This is a genomic window from Nostoc sp. UIC 10890 (assembly GCF_054786515.1).
This window is the reverse complement of record NZ_JBSGKF010000001.1, coordinates 1771568-1795000: the sequence shown is the minus strand read 5'-3', so window position 1 is coordinate 1795000 and position 23433 is coordinate 1771568. Positions and strand designations below refer to the sequence as shown.

The 23433-nt window shown below is 40.9% G+C and carries 20 protein-coding genes, 1 tRNA gene and 1 rRNA gene (1 of these 22 running past the window's edge); 15 read left to right on the top strand and 7 right to left on the bottom strand.

Annotated features, from left to right (window positions below; genetic code table 11):
* Positions 1–1111, bottom strand: a 16S ribosomal RNA gene (locus tag ACWATR_RS07115) (it extends 380 nt beyond the left edge of the window).
* Between the two features lie 678 nt (positions 1112–1789).
* On the opposite strand from ACWATR_RS07115, the gene rsmA reads away from it, so the two are divergent.
* The 3 genes from rsmA (at position 1790) to ACWATR_RS07100 (ending at position 4180) form a co-directional block, all read left to right on the top strand.
* Positions 1790–2632: a 16S rRNA (adenine(1518)-N(6)/adenine(1519)-N(6))-dimethyltransferase RsmA gene (gene rsmA, locus ACWATR_RS07110; protein ID WP_460330864.1), complete on the top strand. Its 843-nt coding sequence runs from the start codon at positions 1790–1792 to the stop codon at positions 2630–2632.
* 98 nt (positions 2633–2730) lie between these two features.
* Positions 2731–3684: a 4-(cytidine 5'-diphospho)-2-C-methyl-D-erythritol kinase gene (ispE, locus tag ACWATR_RS07105; RefSeq protein ID WP_460330861.1), complete on the top strand. Its 954-nt coding sequence runs from the start codon at positions 2731–2733 to the stop codon at positions 3682–3684.
* A 163-nt stretch (positions 3685–3847) separates the two neighbouring features.
* A complete protein-coding gene (locus ACWATR_RS07100) occupies positions 3848–4180 on the top strand; it encodes a DUF3082 domain-containing protein (protein ID WP_460330858.1) in 333 nt (110 codons plus the stop codon).
* A 14-nt stretch (positions 4181–4194) separates the two neighbouring features.
* Here ACWATR_RS07100 and ACWATR_RS07095 read toward each other — a convergent pair whose 3' ends face one another.
* Complete coding sequence (locus ACWATR_RS07095) at positions 4195–5064, bottom strand: response regulator (protein WP_460330855.1); 870 nt, start codon at positions 5062–5064, stop codon at positions 4195–4197.
* Between the two features lie 1566 nt (positions 5065–6630).
* Here ACWATR_RS07095 and ACWATR_RS07090 point away from each other — a divergent pair.
* The 6 genes from ACWATR_RS07090 to ACWATR_RS07065 all read left to right on the top strand — a co-directional run bounded on the left by ACWATR_RS07090 (position 6631) and on the right by ACWATR_RS07065 (position 11051).
* A complete protein-coding gene (locus ACWATR_RS07090) occupies positions 6631–6909 on the top strand; it encodes a HetP family heterocyst commitment protein (RefSeq protein WP_460330853.1) in 279 nt (92 codons plus the stop codon).
* Between the two features lie 242 nt (positions 6910–7151).
* Positions 7152–8003, top strand: coding sequence for an indole-3-glycerol phosphate synthase TrpC (gene trpC, locus ACWATR_RS07085; protein WP_460330851.1), 852 nt, complete (start codon positions 7152–7154; stop codon positions 8001–8003).
* Between the two features lie 285 nt (positions 8004–8288).
* Positions 8289–8894, top strand: coding sequence for a sporulation/spore germination protein (locus ACWATR_RS07080; protein ID WP_460330848.1), 606 nt, complete (start codon positions 8289–8291; stop codon positions 8892–8894).
* 172 nt (positions 8895–9066) lie between these two features.
* Positions 9067–9138, top strand: a tRNA-Gly gene (locus ACWATR_RS07075).
* Positions 9139–9218: 80 nt separating this feature from the next.
* The gene (locus ACWATR_RS07070) at positions 9219–10400 is read left to right on the top strand and encodes a low temperature requirement protein A (RefSeq protein ID WP_460330845.1); all 1182 of its coding nucleotides are present in this window, start codon (positions 9219–9221) and stop codon (positions 10398–10400) included.
* Positions 10401–10832: 432 nt separating this feature from the next.
* Entirely contained in the window at positions 10833–11051 is a 219-nt protein-coding gene (locus ACWATR_RS07065; protein ID WP_069074410.1) for a hypothetical protein, read from the top strand.
* Between the two features lie 469 nt (positions 11052–11520).
* On the opposite strand, the gene ftsH3 is transcribed toward ACWATR_RS07065, so the two are convergent.
* The 3 genes from ftsH3 to ACWATR_RS07050 all read right to left on the bottom strand — a co-directional run bounded on the left by ftsH3 (position 11521) and on the right by ACWATR_RS07050 (position 15088).
* A complete protein-coding gene (gene ftsH3 / locus ACWATR_RS07060) occupies positions 11521–13362 on the bottom strand; it encodes an ATP-dependent zinc metalloprotease FtsH3 (protein ID WP_069074409.1) in 1842 nt (613 codons plus the stop codon).
* A 118-nt stretch (positions 13363–13480) separates the two neighbouring features.
* The gene (locus tag ACWATR_RS07055; RefSeq protein WP_460330841.1) at positions 13481–14269 is read right to left on the bottom strand and encodes an aminotransferase class IV; all 789 of its coding nucleotides are present in this window, start codon (positions 14267–14269) and stop codon (positions 13481–13483) included.
* A 33-nt stretch (positions 14270–14302) separates the two neighbouring features.
* Positions 14303–15088, bottom strand: coding sequence for a hypothetical protein (locus ACWATR_RS07050; protein WP_460330838.1), 786 nt, complete (start codon positions 15086–15088; stop codon positions 14303–14305).
* A 529-nt stretch (positions 15089–15617) separates the two neighbouring features.
* Here ACWATR_RS07050 and ACWATR_RS07045 point away from each other — a divergent pair.
* The 3 genes from ACWATR_RS07045 (at position 15618) to ACWATR_RS07035 (ending at position 18010) form a co-directional block, all read left to right on the top strand.
* Complete coding sequence (locus tag ACWATR_RS07045) at positions 15618–16124, top strand: hypothetical protein (RefSeq protein ID WP_460330835.1); 507 nt, start codon at positions 15618–15620, stop codon at positions 16122–16124.
* 102 nt (positions 16125–16226) lie between these two features.
* The gene (locus ACWATR_RS07040) at positions 16227–17054 is read left to right on the top strand and encodes a hypothetical protein (RefSeq protein ID WP_460330832.1); all 828 of its coding nucleotides are present in this window, start codon (positions 16227–16229) and stop codon (positions 17052–17054) included.
* Entirely contained in the window at positions 16988–18010 is a 1023-nt protein-coding gene (locus ACWATR_RS07035) for a hypothetical protein (protein WP_460330829.1), read from the top strand. Before ACWATR_RS07040 ends, ACWATR_RS07035 begins: the two co-directional genes overlap by 67 nt.
* Before the next feature lie 54 nt (positions 18011–18064).
* Here ACWATR_RS07035 and ACWATR_RS07030 read toward each other — a convergent pair whose 3' ends face one another.
* Positions 18065–19294, bottom strand: a complete 1230-nt coding sequence (locus tag ACWATR_RS07030; RefSeq protein WP_460330826.1) for an acetate kinase — start codon at positions 19292–19294, stop codon at positions 18065–18067.
* Positions 19295–19783: 489 nt separating this feature from the next.
* Here ACWATR_RS07030 and ACWATR_RS07025 point away from each other — a divergent pair, with 489 nt between their 5' ends.
* Both ACWATR_RS07025 and ACWATR_RS07020 read left to right on the top strand, forming a co-directional pair.
* Entirely contained in the window at positions 19784–20662 is an 879-nt protein-coding gene (locus tag ACWATR_RS07025; protein WP_460330823.1) for a M48 family metallopeptidase, read from the top strand.
* Between the two features lie 304 nt (positions 20663–20966).
* A complete protein-coding gene (locus ACWATR_RS07020; protein WP_460330821.1) occupies positions 20967–21092 on the top strand; it encodes a hypothetical protein in 126 nt (41 codons plus the stop codon).
* Between the two features lie 83 nt (positions 21093–21175).
* Here the strand turns inward: ACWATR_RS07020 and ACWATR_RS07015 are convergent, their stop codons facing one another.
* Positions 21176–22048 (bottom strand): S-methyl-5'-thioadenosine phosphorylase, encoded by an 873-nt coding sequence (locus tag ACWATR_RS07015; protein ID WP_460330819.1) that lies wholly within the window; start codon positions 22046–22048, stop codon positions 21176–21178.
* Between the two features lie 246 nt (positions 22049–22294).
* Here ACWATR_RS07015 and ACWATR_RS07010 point away from each other — a divergent pair, with 246 nt between their 5' ends.
* The gene (locus tag ACWATR_RS07010; protein WP_460330816.1) at positions 22295–23422 is read left to right on the top strand and encodes a metallophosphoesterase family protein; all 1128 of its coding nucleotides are present in this window, start codon (positions 22295–22297) and stop codon (positions 23420–23422) included.
* Positions 23423–23433 lie beyond the last annotated feature (11 nt).

The window sequence follows — 23433 nt, the reverse complement described above, 5'->3', positions numbered from 1 at the left end:
CCGGCAGTCTCTCTAGAGTGCCCAACTTAATGCTGGCAACTAAAAACGAGGGTTGCGCTCGTTGCGGGACTTAACCCAACATCTCACGACACGAGCTGACGACAGCCATGCACCACCTGTGTTCGCGCTCCCGAAGGCACTCCCAGCTTTCACCAGGATTCGCGACATGTCAAGCCTTGGTAAGGTTCTTCGCGTTGCATCGAATTAAACCACATACTCCACCGCTTGTGCGGGCCCCCGTCAATTCCTTTGAGTTTCACCGTTGCCGGCGTACTCCCCAGGCGGGATACTTAACGCGTTAGCTACGGCACGGCTCGGGTCGATACAAGCCACGCCTAGTATCCATCGTTTACGGCTAGGACTACTGGGGTATCTAATCCCATTCGCTCCCCTAGCTTTCGTCCCTCAGTGTCAGTTGCGGCCTAGCAGAGCGCCTTCGCCACCGGTGTTCTTCCTGATCTCTACGCATTTCACCGCTACACCAGGAATTCCCTCTGCCCCGAACGCACTCTAGCCATGTAGTTTCCACTGCTCTTATCTAGTTGAGCTAGACTCTTTAACAGCAGACTTACATAGCCACCTGCGGACGCTTTACGCCCAATCATTCCGGATAACGCTTGCATCCTCCGTATTACCGCGGCTGCTGGCACGGAGTTAGCCGATGCTTATTCCTCAGGTACCGTCATTGTGTTCTTCCCTGAGAAAAGAGGTTTACGACCCAAGAGCCTTCCTCCCTCACGCGGTATTGCTCCGTCAGGCTTTCGCCCATTGCGGAAAATTCCCCACTGCTGCCTCCCGTAGGAGTCTGGGCCGTGTCTCAGTCCCAGTGTGGCTGATCGTCCTCTCAGACCAGCTACTGATCGTCGCCTAGGTAGTCCTTTACACTACCTACTAGCTAATCAGACGCGAGCTCATCTTCAGGCAGTTAACCTTTCACCTTGCGGCACATCCGGTATTAGCCACCGTTTCCAGTGGTTGTCCCAGACCTGAAGGCAGATTCTCACGCGTTACTCACCCGTCCGCCACTAAATCCCGAAAGATTTCGTTCGACTTGCATGTGTTAAGCATACCGCCAGCGTTCATCCTGAGCCAGGATCAAACTCTCCGTTTTGTTGTGTTTCGAGTTTGTGGCTCCGAAAAAATATTTCCCGGAATCCTATCTATAATTTCGATTGTCTTTTTGGGAAATCCCAAAAACAAAATCTTTTGACGAGGATTGGTTTTTTCTTAAGCTTTCAAAGTATTATGTTTTTCAGGTTCAGCGGTCGTTGGCGTCTTTCACCTTCCGACTTAACTAGAGTAACTATTCATCCCCTAGTTTGTCAAGGGGTAAATTTATTTTTTTTTCTAAATGGTCAAATCGCTTGACTGGCATTACTTTCAGGAGAATGGGTTAAGCGGCGGGAGGGAGCGAGAACGAAGTGGCTAAACCTGGCTGTGTAAATAATGCACGTTGCTTATCTTTAAATGGGATCTGATGCAGGTGGAGTGATTAATGTTATGGAAAAAGGCAGCAGGACATCTTTCTGGAGGAATTTATCCTGAATTCCTACGCCTGAACTAACTATATATATGAATAAGAGCATAATTGTTGCGGAGCTTGCGATTTAAGGCTCCCATCCTACAGGTAACGCTTGTATCGGCATTTACGCGATCGCTATTACTATGATCGCGGAGCGTTTGGAGTAGAAGATCGGCGTTACAGTGAGTCTAGCGCTGTAAAGGGGCTTCAAAATTTATAATGAGTTTTTGATAAAAAGCTAAAAACTAGACTAGGCAAGAAATACAGATGATCCGACCGCGTAAGGTCTTTGCTCAACATTGGCTCAAAAGTGAAAAGGCGCTTGACGCAATTATTCAAGCAGCAGAGTGTACAGAAAGCGATCGCTCCATCAAAGGCGATCGCGTCCTGGAAATTGGGCCTGGAACCGGGATTCTGACTCGTCGTTTATTACGCTTAGTCCAATCTCTGGTTGCAGTTGAAATAGACCGTGACTTATGCCAACTGTTGTCAAAGCAGCTTGGTAAGACTGAAAATTTTTTACTGCTGCAAGGCGATTTTCTCACTCTAGATTTACCATCTTATCTGGCAGCCTTTCCCAATTTCCAAAAGCCAAATAAGGTAGTAGCCAATATTCCCTACAATATTACAGGGCCAATCATAGAGAAGCTACTGGGTACGATCGCTAACCCCAACCCCGAACCATTTGACTCAATAGTGTTGCTGGTACAAAAAGAAGTAGCAGAAAGGTTGTATGCTAAATCAGGCTCAAAAGCTTTTGGGGCGTTGAGTGTGCGGGTACAGTATTTGGCTGAGTGTGAGTTAATCTGCACAGTTCCAGCAGCAGCATTCCATCCACCGCCAAAAGTTGATTCAGCAGTGGTGCGATTACGCCCCCGAAAAATAGAAATACCTGCGCTTAATCCCCGACAATTAGAGAATTTCTTAAAGTTGGGGTTTGGTGCCAAGCGCAAAATGTTACGAAATAATTTGCAATCTGTGATAGAACGCGATCGCTTGAGCCACTTACTGGAACAATTAAAAATAAATCCCCAAGCCAGAGCCGAAGACCTCAGCGTTCAGCAATGGGTAATTCTAGCAAATGAATTGGGAGTGGAGAGTAGGGAGTAGGGAACAAGGCAGATTTGTTCCCATTCCCCATTCTCTATTCCCCATTGCCCCTAATCCCCAGAGGGGGTACCGAGTTCCCCATTCCCCATTCTCAGAAAATGCATTCCTACAGTCTAATTGCCCCTGCTAAAATCAACTTGTATCTGGAAATCATTGGTAATCGCACCGATGGCTATCACGAGTTAGCCATGATACTTCAAAGTATCGGACTTGCAGACCAAATTGATATGCGTTCTATTAGCACTGACAATATCCGTGTTCACTGCAACCACCCACAAGTACCGACAGATAAAAGCAATCTGGCATACCGTGCAGCAGAATTAATGGTGAGACAATTTCCCGAAGCCTTTGCTAAATATGGAGGCGTGGAGATTACCATCAATAAGCAGATTCCTGTCGCGGCTGGGTTGGCTGGGGGTTCGACGAATGCAGCTGCTGTGTTGGTAGGGATAGATTTACTCTGGAAGTTGGGATTAACTCAGTCAGAATTAGAAGAGTTGGGAGGCAGACTCGGTTCAGATGTACCATTTTGTGTAGCGGGTGGAACTGCGATCGCAACAGGTAGAGGTGAGCAACTTTCTCCTCTACCAAGTTTGGATAGTATACATATAGTGTTGGCAAAATACCGCAGCCTGGAAGTTTCCACCGCTTGGGCGTACAAAACCTATCGACAGCAGTTTGGTCACTCTTATATTAGAGATAGTGAAAACCTGATAGCTCGTGCTAATGCAGTTCATTCAGGAGCAATAGTAAAAGCTATCCTGGATAAAGATGCGGGAGAAATTGCCCAAAAATTGCACAATGATTTAGAACGCGTGGTATTGCCAGCCTATCCCCAAGTTTTGCAGTTGCGAGAAGTGTTTGCAAATCAAGAAGGTGTTTTAGGAACAATGATGTCTGGTTCTGGGCCAACAGTATTTGCTATTGTTGAGTCTCAACAGCAGGCAGAACAAGTGAAGCTGCATGTGAGGGAAGCAATTCTTGATGAAGACTTAGAATTGTTTGTGACTCGGACAATTACACATGGTATTCAGGTAGCATCTTCCGTTTAAATAAATCTTTATCATTAATGGAGCATGGGGAATAAGCTGATAAGCTTTTAAGTTGCATAGTTTAAATCGCTAGAAAGACGCAAAGATGCAATTTGAATCACAATTGGCTGAGGACAAGAATTATTCCTAATGCTCCAATCCAAAGTCTACAATCTAAAATTTCATGAATGACAATAATTTAACACCACAAACAGATACTAAAGAAGAGATTCCAACGACGAGTCCGTTACGCTGTTTTACTGGGGCTGTGGTTTCAGGAGGAATGGGATTTGCAGCGTATTCTCTGATGATTGCGATCGCTACCAATTTTGCTAATAAACCGATCCACTCAATTAATCCATTGGTGCTGAAGATTTCTTCTGCTGTTCGGACTTTGGTTGTTGGTGTAGTTGCTTTAGGAAGCGGGATATTTGGTATAGTAGCAATTGGATTGTTGGCTTTGGGAGTGCAATTATTAGTGCAGCAATTGACTAAGCAAAAAAGTAGTGAAAACTAGTAATTTGCTTTTAATCAGCAACCTAAAGGCACAAGTTTTTCTAACGCACCACGATTTTTGATGAATTGTAATGTCGTGCTTTTAGAAGGCTGAAGAACTTGTTGCTGTTTTCTCCAAGTTTTGGGAGAAAGCCCGTGGTGTTGACGAAATTGCCGAGAGAAATGACAGGTATTTTGATAACCTAGTGCAATAGCAATCTGGTCGATTGTCTGATTAGTATTTCTGAGTAAAGGACGTGCTGCTGCCATTCGACGCTTGACAATCCAACCGTTCACAGTCTCTCCTGTTTGTTTTGCTACTCGGTTAGTCAAGTAAGCAGGCGAATAACCAACTGCTAGAGCCACATCAGATAAAGTAATTCCTTGGCGATAATTAGCTTCAATAAAGTCGAAAACTGCTTGTAGTTGGGGAACAGATGGAAAAATGGACTCAGAGTTGAACGATGAAGGTAGTGGTTGGGCAAATTGATGAGAGTTATTAGCGTACCAGTACCTCAAGAAAGCTTGCTTTTCTAATCTAACAGCGATCGCTCTGAGCAAATCCTCTATAGTAGAGGGTTTAGTAAGATAATCATCTGCACCCAACTCCATACCTTTGCGAACATCTGTTTGTGTATTACTACCAGTCAAAAAGATAAAAGGAATAATTGCAGTATCAGGATCTTGACGGAGCCTAGTCAAAACACTGTAACCGTCCATATCTGGCATTTGAATATCGCAAATAACCAAGTCGGGCAAATGCTTTTGTGCTTGCTCGATACCAGCTAGTCCATCTTCAGCACCTATGGTGTCAAAACCTTGAGCTTCAAGAACCTCTAAAAAGAGATTGCGGGTAATAGCATCATCTTCAATTACGAGAATTTTTTTCGACGATTCGTGTATCATTTTTCCATCACTAGGATTTTTGTGGCAGGGAATGATGATCAACTTTTGTGCCGAGTGCTCTGTAAAAACCTATGGCCAATTCTCAACTCAACTTCTGGCTGTAGCACCAGTTGAGAGTTAGATTGAACTAACTTAATAGTCACCAGAATCGATATCTCTAGTCACTCGGGTAAATAAGTCGGCACTATAGCCGTTAATAAGTTGCTAATCACAACTTCCTAAAATTCTGATGGCACTCTTGGCTAGTTCTAAATAATTTGAATTAAAAAGAAACAGAAATTATTTATGATTTTAAATATAATTTTAGCAATAAAAGGTGAATTTTTTTATATTGATAATATAAAGAAATTATTGGTAAGTAGTTAAGCATAGATGATATATAAATATTTTTTATCAAATTTATCTGGAAAAACGGAGTACGAAAAATACTGCCTATAATAAATATTACGAAAAATACTGCCTATAATAAATATATTGTTGGACTACATTGATATAAAATCATTAATTATTGTAATTTCAAAAACTATTTTAATTAATAAAATTTAAATATTTAATATAGTCAATAATCATAATATCAAAAGATACACTTTCTTGATTTTTGTAACTAGATATAACAGCAATACTTAGTGGTTACTGACTTTGACTTATGCATAGCAGTATACATAACTGATTTCAACTCAGCGATCAGCTTTATATACTTTTGAGACATGTTTAGCTCCGAAGAATATTTGGTATATCTATATGACCATTTCTCAAAGTTCTGTGCCAAAACATAATAAATAATGCAAAAATCCATACTAAATTTTGATTCTAGCTAATCATTTGCAACTATTAGGACATCAAAATAAAATCCATAAGTAAAAATTTTTAACACACAATAAAATTATTTTGTCAATTCTAATTTAGATGCATTTTCCTAAGAGTTATAGATTTAATAAGTAAATTATTATTCATCAATGTAACTGCTCTTAAATTTGCTCTCTTAGGCATCTAACAACATCATAATACAGCTTGTCATCTGTCACAAGGAATACATTTTTTTTATTAATTATATGCACATGGCTTATAAATATTCCAAAAGGAGTAGAAAACACCAAGTCTTTGTGTATTGATTGATACATTTTATGTAAAATTATGGGTACTTTTACTTTGTGAAAGGTCTAATTGGAGTACACCACAGGAGATATCCAGTAAAGCACCTTTCATTACCAATGTTCATTTTCCAAAATTCAAGTTGGTTTTACACTAATGAAAATAAATAAGATTTCAAAAGCGAAAAAATAGACATATCTATCAAAAAATCGTTCATATACTCCTTTGCCAAAGATTGAGTAAGCTTAACGAAGAAGCTGCTTCTGCAATACGGTTCATTTGTAAGAGCGGGTTTAACAAGATATTTTTAATGCTGGTTAGACCCGCCCCTACTTTTAGTATGAATTTACAATAGTTATTAACTTTATCTAAGTTTACTAATCACAATCTTGTTTTTAATAGATCCAATTTAGCCAACCAGGGAAACCCTGTCAGATATCAACCAGTTTTAATTTACACAAAAGAGCGCATGTTATGACTCAAAACATCACTGGTTATCCAACACAAATGGGTAGGAAAATCAATAATGAACAAATTGAGCAGATCCTCAAAGCAATTATTGCTGGCAAATATTCCTGGGCATGTGTTTTAATCCTACGGTTTGCTGGTTACAATCCCATAGATTACATACCCTACCGCACCTATATTCGACTACTTAAAAATAACTGCTTAGTTGAAAGTTCAAAACCAAACCAAATTGATAGTGAGCCTGTAGAAGGGTTAAACCTAAAATCAACCTGGCTTAATCTCTGAAAATAGAAATAATGAAGATAGCACAATTAGTATAAATGAATGTCAACAATTGAGGCTATTTAAAAGCAATTGATTACAAAATTTCATTAGGAAAGGATGAAGGTTGAAAGCTTTAAACATCCCGTTATTCACAGCTTCCTATTTGTTAAAGGTGTTTCCAGATAGACCTACTGAAAGGAATGTCTGTAGGGTAGCTTGAAATTTTATAATCCATACTTTTTTGGTCACCCCATCCTTAGTATATGACTTACCCAGGTACTACTCCTAATACTCATTTGCAACCCACTCTTAAAGAGATTGTATGGCAGAAAAAGCATGAAGTCGCACAAATCCAGCAAGAGATGTCTTTGGCTTCTTTGCAACGCCAGTTAACTGCTGCACCAACCGTGCGAGATTTTCTCTCCGCTTTGCAACAGAGTCATTACCGACCTTGCATCATTGCAGAGGTAAAGAAAGCATCTTTAATTGACGGAATTATTAAAGCAGACTTTGACTCAGTAGCGATCGCTAAAGCTTATGAGCGTGGTGGTGCAACTTGTATCTCTGTCTTCACCGATCAGAAGTTCTTTCATGGCAGCTTTGAGAGTTTACGCACCATCCGCTACCGGGTAGGATTGCCCCTACTGTGCAAAGAGTTCATTTTAGACCCCTGCCAAATTTATTTAGCAAGAGCAGCAGGCGCAGATGCAGTGTTACTGATTGCTGCAATTCTCTCAGATAAGGAACTGCAAAACTTTTTACGAGTGATTCACTATTTGGGAATGAATGCTTTGGTAGAAGTCCATAATTTAGCAGAACTAGATCGGGTGCTAAAACTTGATGATGTGCGTTTAATTGGAATCAACAACCAAAGTCTCGAAAATTTTAGCGTCAATATTGGCATAACTGGGCAACTACTGGCGGCTAGGCGATCGCAACTACAAAGTCTGGGCATTATCGTCGTCAGTGAGTCTGGCTTATATACACCTACTGATTTATCCCTTGTCGCTCAAGCTGGTACACATGCCGTTATACTTGGCGAGTCTTTAGTTAAACAAGAAGATGTGCAGCAGAGTGTGCGTAATCTGCTCAAACCTACAGCTATTTTCAGATAAATAGACCACATTGATTAAATCAAGGGTCGGTATATCTTCGTTTGCCTCACCCTTGTTTCTTTTAGTCAAGCTTTTTGGGATGGGCGTAGACGCAAAGTGGGTTGTTGTCAGAACATTGCTCCTTGAATAGCAGATGTTGTAATTTCGGTGTATAGTATAACCCTCGACTTTAACAGATTTTGGGTTGACACTTTATAGACTGGCTCAAGATTCACAAATTTATGCGGAATTAATACCAGCGATACTGAAATTGATAGCAGCAACATCATTCTATAAGCAAAATTTATGACCACAACCAAGAGATATTTTTTACCCCTTATTTTTGTGACAATGCTTGTCAGCCTCAGCAGTTGTAGTTCTAATCCCACCGCTCGTAATATTGACAGCGAAACACCATCCCCCACCACAACACCGACGAATAACGCATCAGCTCCGACTCCCAGCCAAATTCCTAGCGTAGCTCAGTTGAGAGAAAAATCTCCTGATCAAGAATCTTCTAAGGAAAATACGCCTTCTTCACCAGCACCTAAAGCTGTCACTAGTAAAACTACCAACGTCACACTGTACACAAGTGATACTCAATGTCAAGAATTTATTTCAGAAAAAGTTTCAGTACCAGCCGAAGAACCAGTGACAAATGTAGTGAGTAAAATCTTAGAAAAACGAGATACAAGCGACTTTAGCTTGTCTGGATATCGTGTCAACATCAAAAATGGCATTGCTACAGTTGATTTACGAATATCTCCTGATTCAAAGCGGCAAATAGCTTCTCTTTCTAGTTGTGAACAGTTTGCTCTGTTTGGCAGTCTTCGCAAAACCCTAACGAGTAATGCCCAATGGAATATTAAAGAGGTTCGTTTCACCGAGCGAGGTGAGAACATTGTTCTTTAGTTAAATATGGTAGTAAGTGTTGTCATTAACTAGCTAAAAAGATTTCCCAATTTGAACAACCACAGAATTTATGCATCAACAGTTGTTAAAACAGTGCATTTTCTAGGCAATTGAAAACATCTGTAAATAGTGGTAGGATTCATTTTAGCTGCAAATTTGATGACAGCAATTCGCGGGTGTAATTCAGTGGTAGAATGTCACCTTCCCATGGTGAACGTCGTGGGTTCGAGTCCCATCGCCCGCTTTTGTACTGTAGAGTTCTACACCCTCGCTAATGAATGACGGCTAATGGTAAAAAACAATTAGCGATTCGCAATTAGCACTATGGCAAATTTTCTCCAACCACCAAGATTACGTATTGGTGAAGACACCGAAGAAGAACGACGCGCTACTTGGCTAGAACTTTTTTATGATTTGGTTTTTGTAGTTGCAGTTTCTCAACTGGCCCACAATCTCAACGAGGATATTTCTCTATCAGGATGCTTTGGGTTTATAGTTCTATTTATACCAGTTTGGTGGTCATGGATTGGCACTACATTTTATGCCAACCGGTTTGATAGCGATGATGTGGGACATCGGCTGCTGATTGGTATACAAATGCTGACAGCAGCAGCAATGGCTATTAATATCCACCACGGTTTGGGTGAGAGTTCCCCCGGTTTTGCCATTTCCTATGCTCTCGGTCGAGTTGTGCTGGTAATAGAGTACGTTCGTGCTGGAAGGCATATCTCTTCAGCGCGTCCTTTGACCACTCGCTACGCTATTGGTTTTGCGATCGCAGCCTTCTTTTGGTTAATATCAGCATTAGTACCCATTCCTTGGCGATTCGGATTTTGGACACTGGGAATCATTATTGACTTTGCGACACCGTTAACAGGACGTAAGTTTCAGATCGGGTTACTTCCCCACGCCTCTCACTTACCAGAACGTTTCGGGCTATTTACCATTATTGTTTTGGGTGAAGCAATCATTGCAGTGGTCAATGGTGTTTCTGAGCAAAAATGGGATGTTTTAACCGCGATTTCTGCTATATTCGGTCTAATTATCGCCTTTAGCTGGTGGTGGGTATATTTTGATAACCTGGGTGGTAAACCTATTGAGATGGCGCGAACACATGGGAAAGTTGGTGTTGTCAATCTCTGGCTCTACACCCATTTACCGCTAGTGATTGGGATTGCTGCTGCTGGAGTCGGTGTAGAACAAATCTTGTTGAGTAAGCCAGCTTTAGCACTACCCGATTCTCAGCGATGGCTCATGTGTGGTTCCGTAGCATTATGCTCTCTAGCTGTCAGTATTCTTCACAGATTTGGAGTGATCCGTTATTGCAAAATTCGTTCCCAGTATAGACTTGGGGGTGCAGTTGTGCTGCTAGCGATCGCTATCTTTGGCAGAGGTTTGTTACCTGTTGCAGTCATTGCCCTTGTAGCTATAGTTTCTGCGGTTCAAGTGGTTCAAGATTTATATCAGAGTCGTCCCACTACCCGCTTGGTTGACCCAGAAATCTAACTCCTGGCTAATTTTAATTTATTTCATACCCTCTTTTGGGTCTAGGGGCGCACAGCTAGCTGTGCGCCCCTAAAAAGTATCTACAAAATTTAAATCTGAAGCATTCCTGGAAACACATCTATCCTATGGAGTACTTTTTATCAAAATAAATAAATATTTATATAGTTATTTAAAGATTATGTAATCTCAGTATTCAAACCCGACGCTGTAAAGCTGAGAACTCAACGCATTATCGTCTATCGGATGTAGCAGAACCAAAGGAGGAATGTCAGGGTTATGAGATGTACCTTTGGGTAGTGAAGTCAAGCAGGTGAAATATTTATTAATATTATTAATAGTAAGTGTAAATTCAGCGTCAGGAGTCCAAAAAAATTCCTAATGACAGGTATTTTGCATCAATCACCAGATTCTTCACTAACGGAGCAGAAGATCATGAACGACCAAGAACCATCAGACTCTAAAGAGTTCGTCGGAAATCTCAAGAATGGGATTTGGCTATTTGGCTTGTCATCCTGGGTATTTGGCATTACCGATCGCAGTATTGCTTCATTTGCAGATGGTTATCTATCTGCTTTGGACTTGACGCAACTATTCACAGCGGCTACGTTCTTTGTGGCGTGGCTATTTTTGAAACCGGCATCCAGAGTTTAGAATCGGCGACTGGTTGAGCATCCAGTCATTCTTCACGCTAGTCTTGTAAAGATTCAGAAAGTTATCTATTTGATCGCTGTAAGGGGTGTGCCACAGAATGCATAGATTCTTTTGTCTTGATCACAATCAGGGTAATTCGTAAAATCTCCGAATTACCTCGATTTCTAGGCTTTTTCCTTCCCCTTTAACCGAAAAGTATTGAGTCGCGTATCTAGAAAAATTTTTCTAATTTTCCGGAATTGATTATGGTCAGATGGTAGTCTCTATCAGACTACCGATTTATACTGAAACTCTATAACGAAACCTTCGGGGTATATAACCCCATTTATGATTAAAAGCCCGGTCTTCATGGCCGGGCTTTTGACAAGGAATTAAAAAAATTGGGGTAACTCTGGAAAATCTCAGAATTACCCCGAATTTCAAAAATTAAGAGTTAGAAATTGTTTTTAACTCATCACTTCTCATTAAATTAGGCAAACGCAGCAGTTGTCACATCGTTATTCGACAGAATTTCTTGCAACTCTTCAGCGTCTACGGTTTCTTTGTCAACTAGCATTTGTGCTATCTGATCTAAAATGTGGCGGTTGCCCACTAACACTTCTTTAGCGCGTGTATAGGCAACATCTACAAGTTTACGAACTTCTTCATCAATGGCAGCGGCGGTTTCTTCAGAAAAATCGCGCTCTGACATGATATCTCTTCCGAGGAACATGTTACCTTGTTGACGACCAAGGGCAACAGGGCCTAAGCGATCGCTCATTCCAAATCGGGTAATCATCTGACGAGCAACCCGTGCTACTTGTTGGAGGTCATTAGAAGCACCAGTGGTAACTTCTTCTTCACCAAAGATTAATTCTTCAGCAATCCGACCACCCAAAGCCACTGCCATCTGATTTTCTAGATAAGCGCGGCTGTATAAACCAGTGTCCATCCGGTCTTCGCTGGGGGTAAACCAAGTTAAACCACCTGCGCGACCACGAGGAATAATGCTAATTTTTTGTACTGGGTCATAGTCGGGCATTAAAGCACCAACTAAGGCGTGACCAGCTTCGTGATAAGCAACCAAGGTTTTACGCTTTTCGCTCATTACTCGGTCTTTCTTCTCTGGCCCAGCTAATACGCGATCAATTGCGTCGTTGATTTCATCCATCGAAATCTCAGTCAAATTCCGGCGTGCTGCCAGAATTGCGGCTTCATTCAACAGGTTGGATAAATCTGCGCCAGTAAATCCAGGTGTACGACGGGCAATTTTATCCAAGTCCACATCTTTCGCCAAGGTTTTGCCACGGGCGTGAACCTTGAGAATTTCGCTGCGTCCGGCATAGTCGGGACGGTCTACCACAACTTGACGGTCAAAGCGACCAGGACGCAACAGTGCTGCATCTAGGACATCAGGACGGTTGGTAGCGGCAATAATGATGATGCCAGTATTACCTTCAAAGCCGTCCATTTCTGTGAGCAACTGGTTGAGGGTTTGTTCCCGCTCATCATTACCACCACCTAAACCTGCACCCCGTTGACGACCTACGGCGTCAATTTCATCGATGAAGACGATACAAGGAGCATTAGTCTTAGCTTGTTCAAATAAATCGCGGACGCGGGATGCACCCACACCTACGAACATTTCCACAAATTCCGAACCGGAGATCGAGAAGAACGGTACACCTGCTTCACCAGCTACGGCACGAGCTAGGAGGGTTTTACCTGTACCAGGAGGGCCAACTAACAGCACACCTTTAGGAATTTTTGCACCAACAGCGGTAAAGCGATCGGCGTTTTTCAAAAAGTCTACGACTTCGTTTAATTCCAACTTGGCTTGGTCAATACCAGCGACATCACTAAATGTCACCTGAGTTTGTGGTTCCATTTGCACTCTGGCTTTGGATTTGCCAAAGTTCATCGCTTGGCTGCCTGGGCCACTTTGAGCGCGACGTAGCAAGAAGAATAAGCCAACCAAAAGTAATACAGGGAAAAATAAGCTGCTTAGTGCCTTAAACCAAAATCCTTCATCGGTTTGGGGCAAAACAGAAATATCAACGCCTTTAGAAGTCAGAGTATTAATCAGGTCTGGATCGTTGACTAAGGTAACAATCCGTTTCGCTGGGTCATATTTGGGTGTAACCAGTGCTGTGGAGCGATCTGCACTCAAACTGACTTTTTCTACTCTGCCTTGCTGAACTTCTTGAATAAAGCGACTGTATCGCCATGTCTCTCTGCTTTGGGGTTGTTTGTCAAAAAATGCTGTTCCCAGCGCAATTACGACAATAAACAGCAGCGCGTACAGCCCTGCATTTCTCCATCTTTTATTCACTAAGGTCTATCCTCCGGTATTTTTCGCGCGATGCCTAGCTTCTCTACTCAGAAAAGTCATTATTAAGAATTATGTTAACTTATCTTAAGATATAACAAATTTGGCGTGAGTGTCATACTTAAAAAAGCCCCTTTATTAGCTGAAAACTCTGATGGTAGGGATTATATTGTAGCGACCCTGAAGGCTGATTAACGGTATGAATGGGAATAATTTCTACCACACTATTAGTGTAGGCGATCGCTTCAAATCTCTGGACTAACTCTACGCTCCAAGTTTCTTCCCGCACTGGCTGCTGCTGGTTTTGCAGCCAGTTTACAAGTTGCGATCGCAAAATTCCCGGCAAAATTCCTGCCTTTATTGGTGGCGTGTACCAACTGCGATCGCACCATCCCCAAAGGTTGCCTGTACTGGTTTCTAGCCAATTCCCTTGAGCATCGACTAATATTGCTTCTTGAGCATCTAAACTAGTTTTTGCTAACCAAGCACTCAAATAGTTTCCAGTTTTATGAGAGGGGAGAGAGCGAGAAAATTCTGAACTAGCAACGGCGCAGATAACACCATTTTTTTGTTTTTCTGTCAAATTTTGTGGTAATAATCTGCCAGTTATCCATTCCCGTCCATCGGGAAAAAGGGTAATTCTGAGAACGGGGAAGTGTGCAAGGAGGATTTCGGCACCTTGACGCACACGATTCCAGTCTGGTTGATGCCAGCCAAAAGTTTGTAGTGAGAAGAGTAAGCGATCGCAGTGTGCTTGCCAATTAGTTAAATTACTATCTAGCGAGTTATGATAAATCCGCAATGTTGTAAAAACAGTTGCCCCATAAAGTAAACCTGGATCATTAATATTTAACTCTAAGGTTTGAGACTTAATTAGTTTACCGTTGTACCAAAAAATCTCATTTGTCATTTATCATTTGCCCAATTTCCAACGCCCCATTGCTTAATCTTTTGGTGGAAATACAATTTTATTATTACCTTCAGGAGTTGTAACTACTTTTCCTCCCAAGGCTTCTATTTCCCTAATTGCTCGTTTCTGAGTTCTCTCATCAACTTGATTATTTAAAATCATCGACCAAGTAGAAATTTGGGCATATTTACTGTTAGGATTTCGACTCAGAAATTCCGCAGTTTTTTGGGAAGTAGTAGCTATAAGCTGACTCTCTTCATCGGAAAAGTTACTAGCCCAGTTTGCCGCCGTTGCAAAAGATTGTTGGGCAGCTTTCGCGTTGCCTAAAAATAATAACTCATCAACTCCTTTATAACGCCAGATGTAATAAGACCTTTCGGGAACTGAGGGAGATAGTGATTTTAAACCTTTCTCTGATATTGCGATCGCACGTTCTGGCATGGCAGCATACAATGAAGTACTAATAGAAAGACTCCTATACGCTGCTAAAAATCGCGGGTCACGTTCTAAAATTACTTCAAAATATTCTGGACTTAAACTGTAACCTGTTTTATTCCGAACTTCATCATCTCCGAAATATTGTAAAAAATTGAGATATACCAAATCTGCGATGAAGTTATCATAACCAAAACTAGGCATTTTTTGGAGTAAATTAAGACGGATATTTTCAGATTTTATTTCTTTCTCTAGGGTTTCTAAAGAGGCAGATTGTTTGCCACTTATTAGTTTTTGTAATTGCGGAAATTGAATCAATCCCACTCCTAATATACATACACAAGCTACTAAAGGTGTAGTAAAAGCTTGACGATCTAGCAACATATTTTTCTTGTTTTTATCAGCATAACTATATTATTATATACATAGTAATATAAGAAAATTCGACCAGAGCTTGCGCCTCTACGCTTTGCTAGGCAAAATATCAACCAGGTTGATTAAAATAAATTAGTTAAACTATGAGTATTATATTATACTTATAATTTAATTGACTCTGAGATCCACTTTAGGCTCATTTGTCTAAGAGTAGAATCTAATTTATACCGATTGTAACGAAATGCCCAAAAGCTACTTAAAAATCCTTTCAGAATCACGCCACTACAAAAAAAATGGGGAAACCTCTTCCGTAATGCTGAACTCACTGCAACGCAGTGGTTCCAAAATCTAAAATGGTATTATTCTTTTTCTAAGATAAATTTTGCTTTAGAAAAGCATAGCTTTTTTCAGGAAAAATTTCTTAAAATATTAAGTTCTTTTGACTTTAGTTACTTTTTTTTAGTAAAAGCCTTGAAAGTTTTGACATAACCTAAAATTGTATTTTGTTTATATTTAAATCTGTAACCCCCAAAATATCATGGTGAATCATGTTGTTGACGAAAACACAGAAAGTAATGGTCAAGCTAGCGAAAATGGGGAAAGAAATAGTCAATGGAGCAAACCAAGTAGTGAATTTAAAAGAAAAGTTAAAAAGCTGAATACAAAAGGAGAAGGATTCAATATTGATGACATTATTGATGCCATTCAAACAGCAATAGTTGAAGTTGTTGAGCTAGAAATTACCACTTGGGTTCCAGAGTCATCTACTCAAATTGAAGAAATAAAAGGGCAACAAATTGCTCAACCAGGGAATCGAATGCATACCATAATCAATTTAATTGATGGTGATATCAATAATGAAGTTGGTAGTCAATTTGTTGGTAGTGGCCCATATACAGAACTTCGCGAATTTCATCTAAGTCAAATAAAAGAAAGTCGAGAAATTATGCAGAAAAATATAGAAAGTTTGCAAAAGCTTTATGGATTTTTTATAGAAATCATGAAATCTCGTAAAACTTCACAACAATTGCCATCCCGTCCATAATAATCGTTATTTATTAATAATCACCCTAAAATACCTACAGCATCGGAACTTGTCCAAATCTGTAGGTTAATTTGCTTTAGTAAAATCAAGGAAATTGTTATTATGTCCAACCAAATTCAAGAACAAGCCAGGGATTTGCTAGGGAAAATAGTTTCATCTGTACATGGATTAGTCGATGATATTACAGCTTTAGAAGTAAATACGATGGTTGTCGAGCAAATTACTGGCGCAAAGTTTAATGCTTGGCAGGCCTATGAAGAGATTTATTCAATAAAAGATAAAGACTATTTTCATGTTAAAGGAATTCCAAATCCAGAGATTTTACCAGAACCAGAAAAGACTCAAGCCTATGAATTACAAAAACTTTATAAAAGTCTATTTTCGCAGCTAGAAAAAGAATATTTTTATATTCTTCTTGAAAAAAGTACTGATACTAGTGATCCAGATCCTAGGATAGTACGATATCAGGAGCGTCTTAAATATGAATTGGAAAATGATCCAAATATTCTTCCGGAAGATCCGGTATACATAAAGCTAGCTCGACCGATATTGCCTGCTCCAACTCCTGTTACAGATGAAGAAGATAATCAAAAGAATTTGCAGCAAAGGTGGAAAGAGATTGAACAGCTTTTGAATAATGGGAAATTCATTCGTACTTTACGGAAAATGTCTGAACTTAAAGCTGCACTAGATGGTGGTCAGATTAACAGTGTAGATATTGATATTATCTATGCTCAAACTGTTATGCAGTTAGATGGAGATATTATCAGCCGTTACCATAAAAAGTTATTTCAATTACCTGAAGGAGATAGAGATTTAATCTTAAAAATACATAATGAAGGGATAGTTGCTGGAGAAAAACAGTGGCGTGGAACGCTAGAGTTTCTGATTGGTATTATACAAAATATCGCAAAATTATCCCGACAATGAAAGCTTATAAAACACACACAAATAATGAAGATGATGTTCAACTCTCTTTCTTTGTGCAAATACCTCAAAGCACTCCTATTGAACTTGAAATTAAGGTTGAGCCAGGACAGTATAATTTTTATCTAAATAGGGCAGTTTTAAAACAAATTGAGGAAGCGCGAAAAATAGGCTGCTCTCTGTACGTTCCACCAAAATTATTAGCTTACATTTGGTACTACAACTGCTTTAGCGATAAAATTTGCTTTAGCAAAAATACTGTACAATACAAGAAATTAGCTATTAATAAAAAAAAATTAAAATTTTTTGACGATACTTTTATAGTAAGTTTTATCAAATTATTCTGGAATAAATCATTACAAAATAAATCTGCGTTACAGTACGGAGTTACTTTTAATTTTTATTATCAAGAAGATACATCAGGTTTATCTTTTTGGAAAGAGCAAGATATTGTTTTACAAAGTAATGTCTTATTTTGTGGCGACATCATTCACAAAATCAAGAGTGACTTTATCCAAAATCCTGAGTGTTTAAATATTGTTTATGTACATTATTGGCTTATTGAACAAATACTAAGCTATCTTCGGACTAAATTAAATCTATTCGCTTGGGAGCTAGCTTCGCTGTTTCCTGCTACTTTTTTCGCTTGGAAATTACACTTAGCACAATCACTTACACTTTCATTGTCAATATTTGCTGGACTAGTAACATCTTTTGTCTTTGCGACTATTCGCTATTGGCTCGTTAATCAACTTCCGAGATGGACTTCTATCAGTTCTCAATCTCGAAATTGGCTGGCGTGGGGACTAACTTGTATCACTTCTAGTATTTTTCTTCTTACTCCGACTGATTTCTTATTTTTACTATTTTTGTCACTAATTGGACCGCTCTTAAAATGGGTTTTTAGCATTATAGTGGGGCAAGTTGCTAAAGGTTGTATGCGTTGGTTACTAGCTTGAAAATCGGGTTTGAAACAATATTGCTTAGATTAAAACAGACTTGCTAATTACGAATTACATGTCACGAACTTTTTTTACAAGTTGCCAACACTGTTGAGCGATCGCCCAATCTTCTTGAGTATGAATAACCAATACCCGTACTACTGAATCGGATGTAGCAATATCCTCATCCATCGGCTGCTGTTGATTTTTCTCAAGGTCAAGTTTTAATCCCAAAAATTCAAAGGCTTCACAGGCGGCTTGACGAATTTCCGCAGAGTGTTCACCCACACCCGCTGTAAAGACTAAAGTATCTAATCCACCCAAACTAGTAAGCATTGCACCAATACCAGAACGCAAGCGATGTACGTAGATATCCCAAGCCAGTTGAGCGCGAGAATTACCTTGAGCGATCGCTTCTCTCACTTCACGCATATCGCTAGATACACCCGAAATCCCCTTTAACCCAGAGGTTTTGTTTAAGATATCATCCAATTTTTCGATGGAGTAATTACAGTCGCGTAACAGGTAAATTAAAATCCCCGGATCAACTGAACCAGAACGACTACCCATCATTAATCCTTCTAGGGGTGTGAATCCCATAGTGGTATCAATACTGCGACCATTTTTAATCGCCGCTAAAGAGCAACCATTGCCCAAATGACAAGTAATTAACCGCTCAGATGCAACATCTTGACCAAGAATTTGGGCAGCACGTTGAGAACAGTATTGGTGACTGATACCATGAAACCCATAGCGACGAATACCTTGCTCTACCCACTGATATGGGCCGGGATAGATTGCTGCTGCATCGGGTAGAGTGGCATGAAATCCGGTATCAAACACTGCTATTTGAGTAATATTTCCTAAGATGTTTTCAATTGCTTCTATTCCTTCCACTGCGGCTGGATTATGTGCTGGTGCAAGCTTAGACAAACCAGCGATCGCCTTTTTGACATCCTCCGTAATTACCACACTATCTTGATAATCCTGTCCACCATGTACTACCCGATGCCCCACCACATCGATTTCTGATAACTGATCAATTACCTTGGTAGCACCATGACTAAGTGTATTGAGCATATAGTCAAGATGTGCCTGTCGGGAGTCACCAGAGATTGATTCTTGCAGCTTTGCACCCGCAGTAGTTTTCACCTCAATTTCTGCCACACCGTGATCTTGAGTCCAGTTGATTTTCCCTTCCCAAAGGGGTTGGGGTGCTTGGGTGGGGAGAGCTTCATCTGCAATTTCATACAGACAACTCTTTTCGCTGCTCGATCCGGCATTCAGCACCAATATTTTCATATAACAACATAAAAACATGATCTCTTTTGATCATGTCACTAAGTCTGGCCTCATGCTTAGTTTTCTTAAGCAGGGCTTACGCAAACAATAGCCGAAAAGAATGATTTTCAGGTAGGGGCAATTTATGAATTGCACCTACAGCGCATAGTTTTGCGTAAGTCCTATTAACGATGGGTAAAAGAAACTGGGGATTAGGGATTGGGGACTGGGTGTAAAATCGAAAAATTATGGTGCTTGCTCTTACCCACCACCAAATTTTAAAAAACAATTCCTGGTACCCATTACCCAGCACCCAGTACCCATTACCGGAGCGGCGTTCCTCCCCCACCATAGATAAAAGTTGGTGAGTGAGGAACGCCACGACCAGTTGAAGGTTTTAAGAGTGTGCAAGAAAAGAAACGCCCTAGTTAAATCGTTATACTAACTGTGGGAGGCTGTTTATCTATCCAGCCAAATTCCATAGTTGTGTTTTTTATAGCTTGCTGCACTATGTCATTCTTCAAAACCCCGCTGATTGGTTTAAAAGCTGACTCATTTCGTCATCCATTAGACCTGGAAGCTACCAGAGCGCTCAAGCAGATACCAGGCATAGATATGTTGGTGCGAAATTGGCTCGGGCCAATGGCAGAGCAGGTTTTCTATGTGGAAAATATTGCCTCCAGTGTTTTGGTGGGTGAAAAGCAACTGCCCGATTTACATAAGCTGTTGTTAGACGCTTGTAAAATCCTGGATATAGATCCTCCCCAGTTATATGTCAGGCAACATCCGGCTCCCAACGCCTATACTTTTGCTGTGCGCGGTAAGCAGCCTTTTGTTGTGCTACACACTTCCCTGATTGATATGCTCACACCAGAAGAAATACAGGCAGTAATTGCTCACGAGTTGGGGCATCTCAAGTGTGACCATAGCGTTTACTTGACTCCTGTAAATTTACTAATATTAGCTGCGGCAATTGTGCCCAATGTTGGAACCTTTGTTGCCCAAGCCATACAGACACAACTTTTAGAATGGGTACGTTGTGCTGAGTTTACCTGCGATCGCGCCGCATTACTAGCAACCCAAGACCCCAAAGTTGTTATGTCCGTGTTAATGAAGTTGGCAGGGGGTTCTCCAACCTTAGCACCGCAACTGAATCTTGATGCCTTTGTTGCCCAAGCCCGCGCTTACGATGATATTAGCAAGACAGAACTGGGTGAAATGGTCAAAGCTGCTCGTACAGCCCAATTAACACATCCAGTGCCAGTGCTACGGGCGCGAGAAATTGATCGCTGGGCTAGCAGCACAGAATATCAAACTCTGTTGCAAAGTCACGGACTGAAGTCTACTAATAATGAAGTTGCACCCAAAGGTGGGTGGCGCAATTGGTAGAGTTAGTAAAAGGGACTGGGGACTGGGTGTAAAATCGAAAAATTATGGTGCTTGCTCTTATACCATTTCACGAAAACCTGATACAGATGTAACCCCTGAAAACTTTGCTGCATCTAAGTTTTTTAATTGCGTTAGCGGAGCGGGGCGTTAGCCCATTGCGAATTGGTATTACCCACCACCAAATTTTAAAAAACAATTCCTGGTACCCATTACCCAGTACCCAGTACCCAGTACCGGAGTGGCGTTCCTCCCCCACCAATTTTTATGTATGGTGGGAGACGCCGCGACCAGTTGAAGAAAAGCGATGTCTACGAAGGGCTACGCCTACGCACTATCATCTGCCAGATACAACGAACAAGCAAAGTTTTATCACGAAAATCATGATTTTGTTGACGGCAGCTTATATAGTTACGTGCGATCGCCTGTATGATTTTATGATACTAGTCCGTCACTGAAGAGTTTGTGGTAGTGTAGGTGTAGCCCGTCATAGACATCACTCAATCATCACCAATACTATAAATACTTCTGCAACAATAACCCTAACTTTTCCTTCGTCGCCGCTGGTGCTTTATCCAACTGAGTCAAAATCGCATACTGCAATGCCGAATGCGCCTCACTAGGTGGTGGATTTTCACTCAAGCGCCGCACAGTTTCTTGAATCACCTTTTGAGCATTCACAGCATTCCGCAGCAAATTACCAATCACCAATTCCACCGTCACACTGTCATGGTCTGGATGCCAACAATCATAATCTGTCACCAGCGCTAAAGTTGCATAAGCAATTTCCGCTTCCCTTGCTAACTTCGCCTCTGGTAAATTCGTCATCCCAATGATTGTTGCATCCCAATTGCGGTAAAGATTCGATTCTGCTTTAGTGGAAAAAGCCGGCCCTTCCATGCACACATAAGTACCGCCGCGATGGAGAGTAACTTCTGGTAAATTGAGAGATGCGATCGCATCTGCCAACACAACAGCTAAATTCTTACAAATCGGATCACCAAAGGCGATGTGAGCAACAATTCCCTCACCGAAAAACGTTGAAATACGATTTTTTGTCCTGTCAATAAACTGATCTGGAACCACCATATCCAGTGGTTTTGCCTCTGCTTTCAAGGAACCTACAGCACTAGCTGAAATTAAATACTTCACACCCAATTGCTTCATCGCATAGATATTAGCGCGAAACGGTAACTCGGAAGGTAAAAGCGTGTGATTGCGACCATGACGCGCTAAAAAAGCTACCCATGTACCATCTAAAGTCCCCAGAATCAAAGCATCAGATGGTGAACCAAAAGGAGTCTCGACTCGCACCTCTTCGACATCTTTGAGAGCGTCCATTTTGTAAAGACCGCTACCACCAATAATTCCAATACTAGCTTGAGCCATGATTCTGAACCTGTTCCTTACCGATCTGCTCAGTTATTTTATCGAAAAGGGGAGTAGCAGAAAAGGCATTCAGGAGTGCTGAGTTATGAGTGCTGACCACTCAACAATCGTGAACATAGTGTGTAATCTATGCTTAATGTATAGAAATGTTAAGTAGACGCACTCCTACGCAGAGAAACAAAGCAAGCGTTATACTTTTGGGAAAAGGCTTGTTTTAACCCCTGCTTTTAACATTTTTATAAATCAATGACTCTCAATTTTCGCTTTGCGGTAGTCAGCGACTTACACCTGGCACTTCCTCACACAATCTGGGATCATCCCAGTAGATTTCATCTGGTAGAAGTAAGTATCTCAGCATTTAAAAGTGTACTAGAACATTTAACACAACTCGATTTAGATTTCTTATTGTTGCCAGGAGATTTAACCCAGCACGGCGAACCAGAGAACCATGCCTGGTTGCAACAATGTTTAGCCCAGCTACCTTTTCCCGTCTATGTTGTTCCTGGTAATCATGATGTTCCTGTGTTATCGGCTGATCAGCAATCAATTGCTTTTGCCGATTTTCCCTACTATTACACGAAGTTTGGCTATGACGATCCACGGCAGATTTACTACATTCGTCAATTGTTACCTGGAGTTAAGCTGATTGGACTGAATTCTAACTTATTTAATGACCAGGGTGAGCAGGTGGGGTGTTTGGATGCCAAACAGCTACGGTGGTTAGAAGAGGTGCTGGCGGCATCTGGTGATGACTTAGTTTTGGTGATGGTGCATCATAATGTGGTAGAGCATTTGCCCAATCAATCGAGCCATCCACTGGCAAATCGCTACATGTTAGCGAATTCAGCAGAACTATTGCAGTTGCTAAGGCGCTACGGAGTCAAGCTAGTATTTACTGGACATTTGCATGTTCAGGATATTGCTTACTCAGATGGAGTATATGATATTACCACTGGTTCTTTAGTTAGCTATCCTCACCCTTACCGAGTGCTAGAGTTCCATCGAGATAACCAAGGCAAAGAATCGTTGCAAATTTTATCCCATCGGGTAGAGTCTGTACCTGAGTTCCCCGACTTGCAACAGTCATCGCGGCAATGGATGGGCGATCGCTCTTTCCCCTTTCTAATCAAGTTACTAACTCACTCTCCATTAAACTTACCGTTATCACAGGCAAAAAAATTAGCTCCTAGTTTACGCGACTTCTGGGCAACTATTGCCGATGGAGATGCAGTATTAGATTACCCTCATTTTCCCCCAGAAGTGCGGCGCTACATTCAAACATATAGTGCATCACAGTCTAACTCAGCGATCACCACTGGTGGAACTTTGACTCTGATTGATAATAACACCACACTTTTGCTAGATAAGAGTTAGGAGTTAAGAGT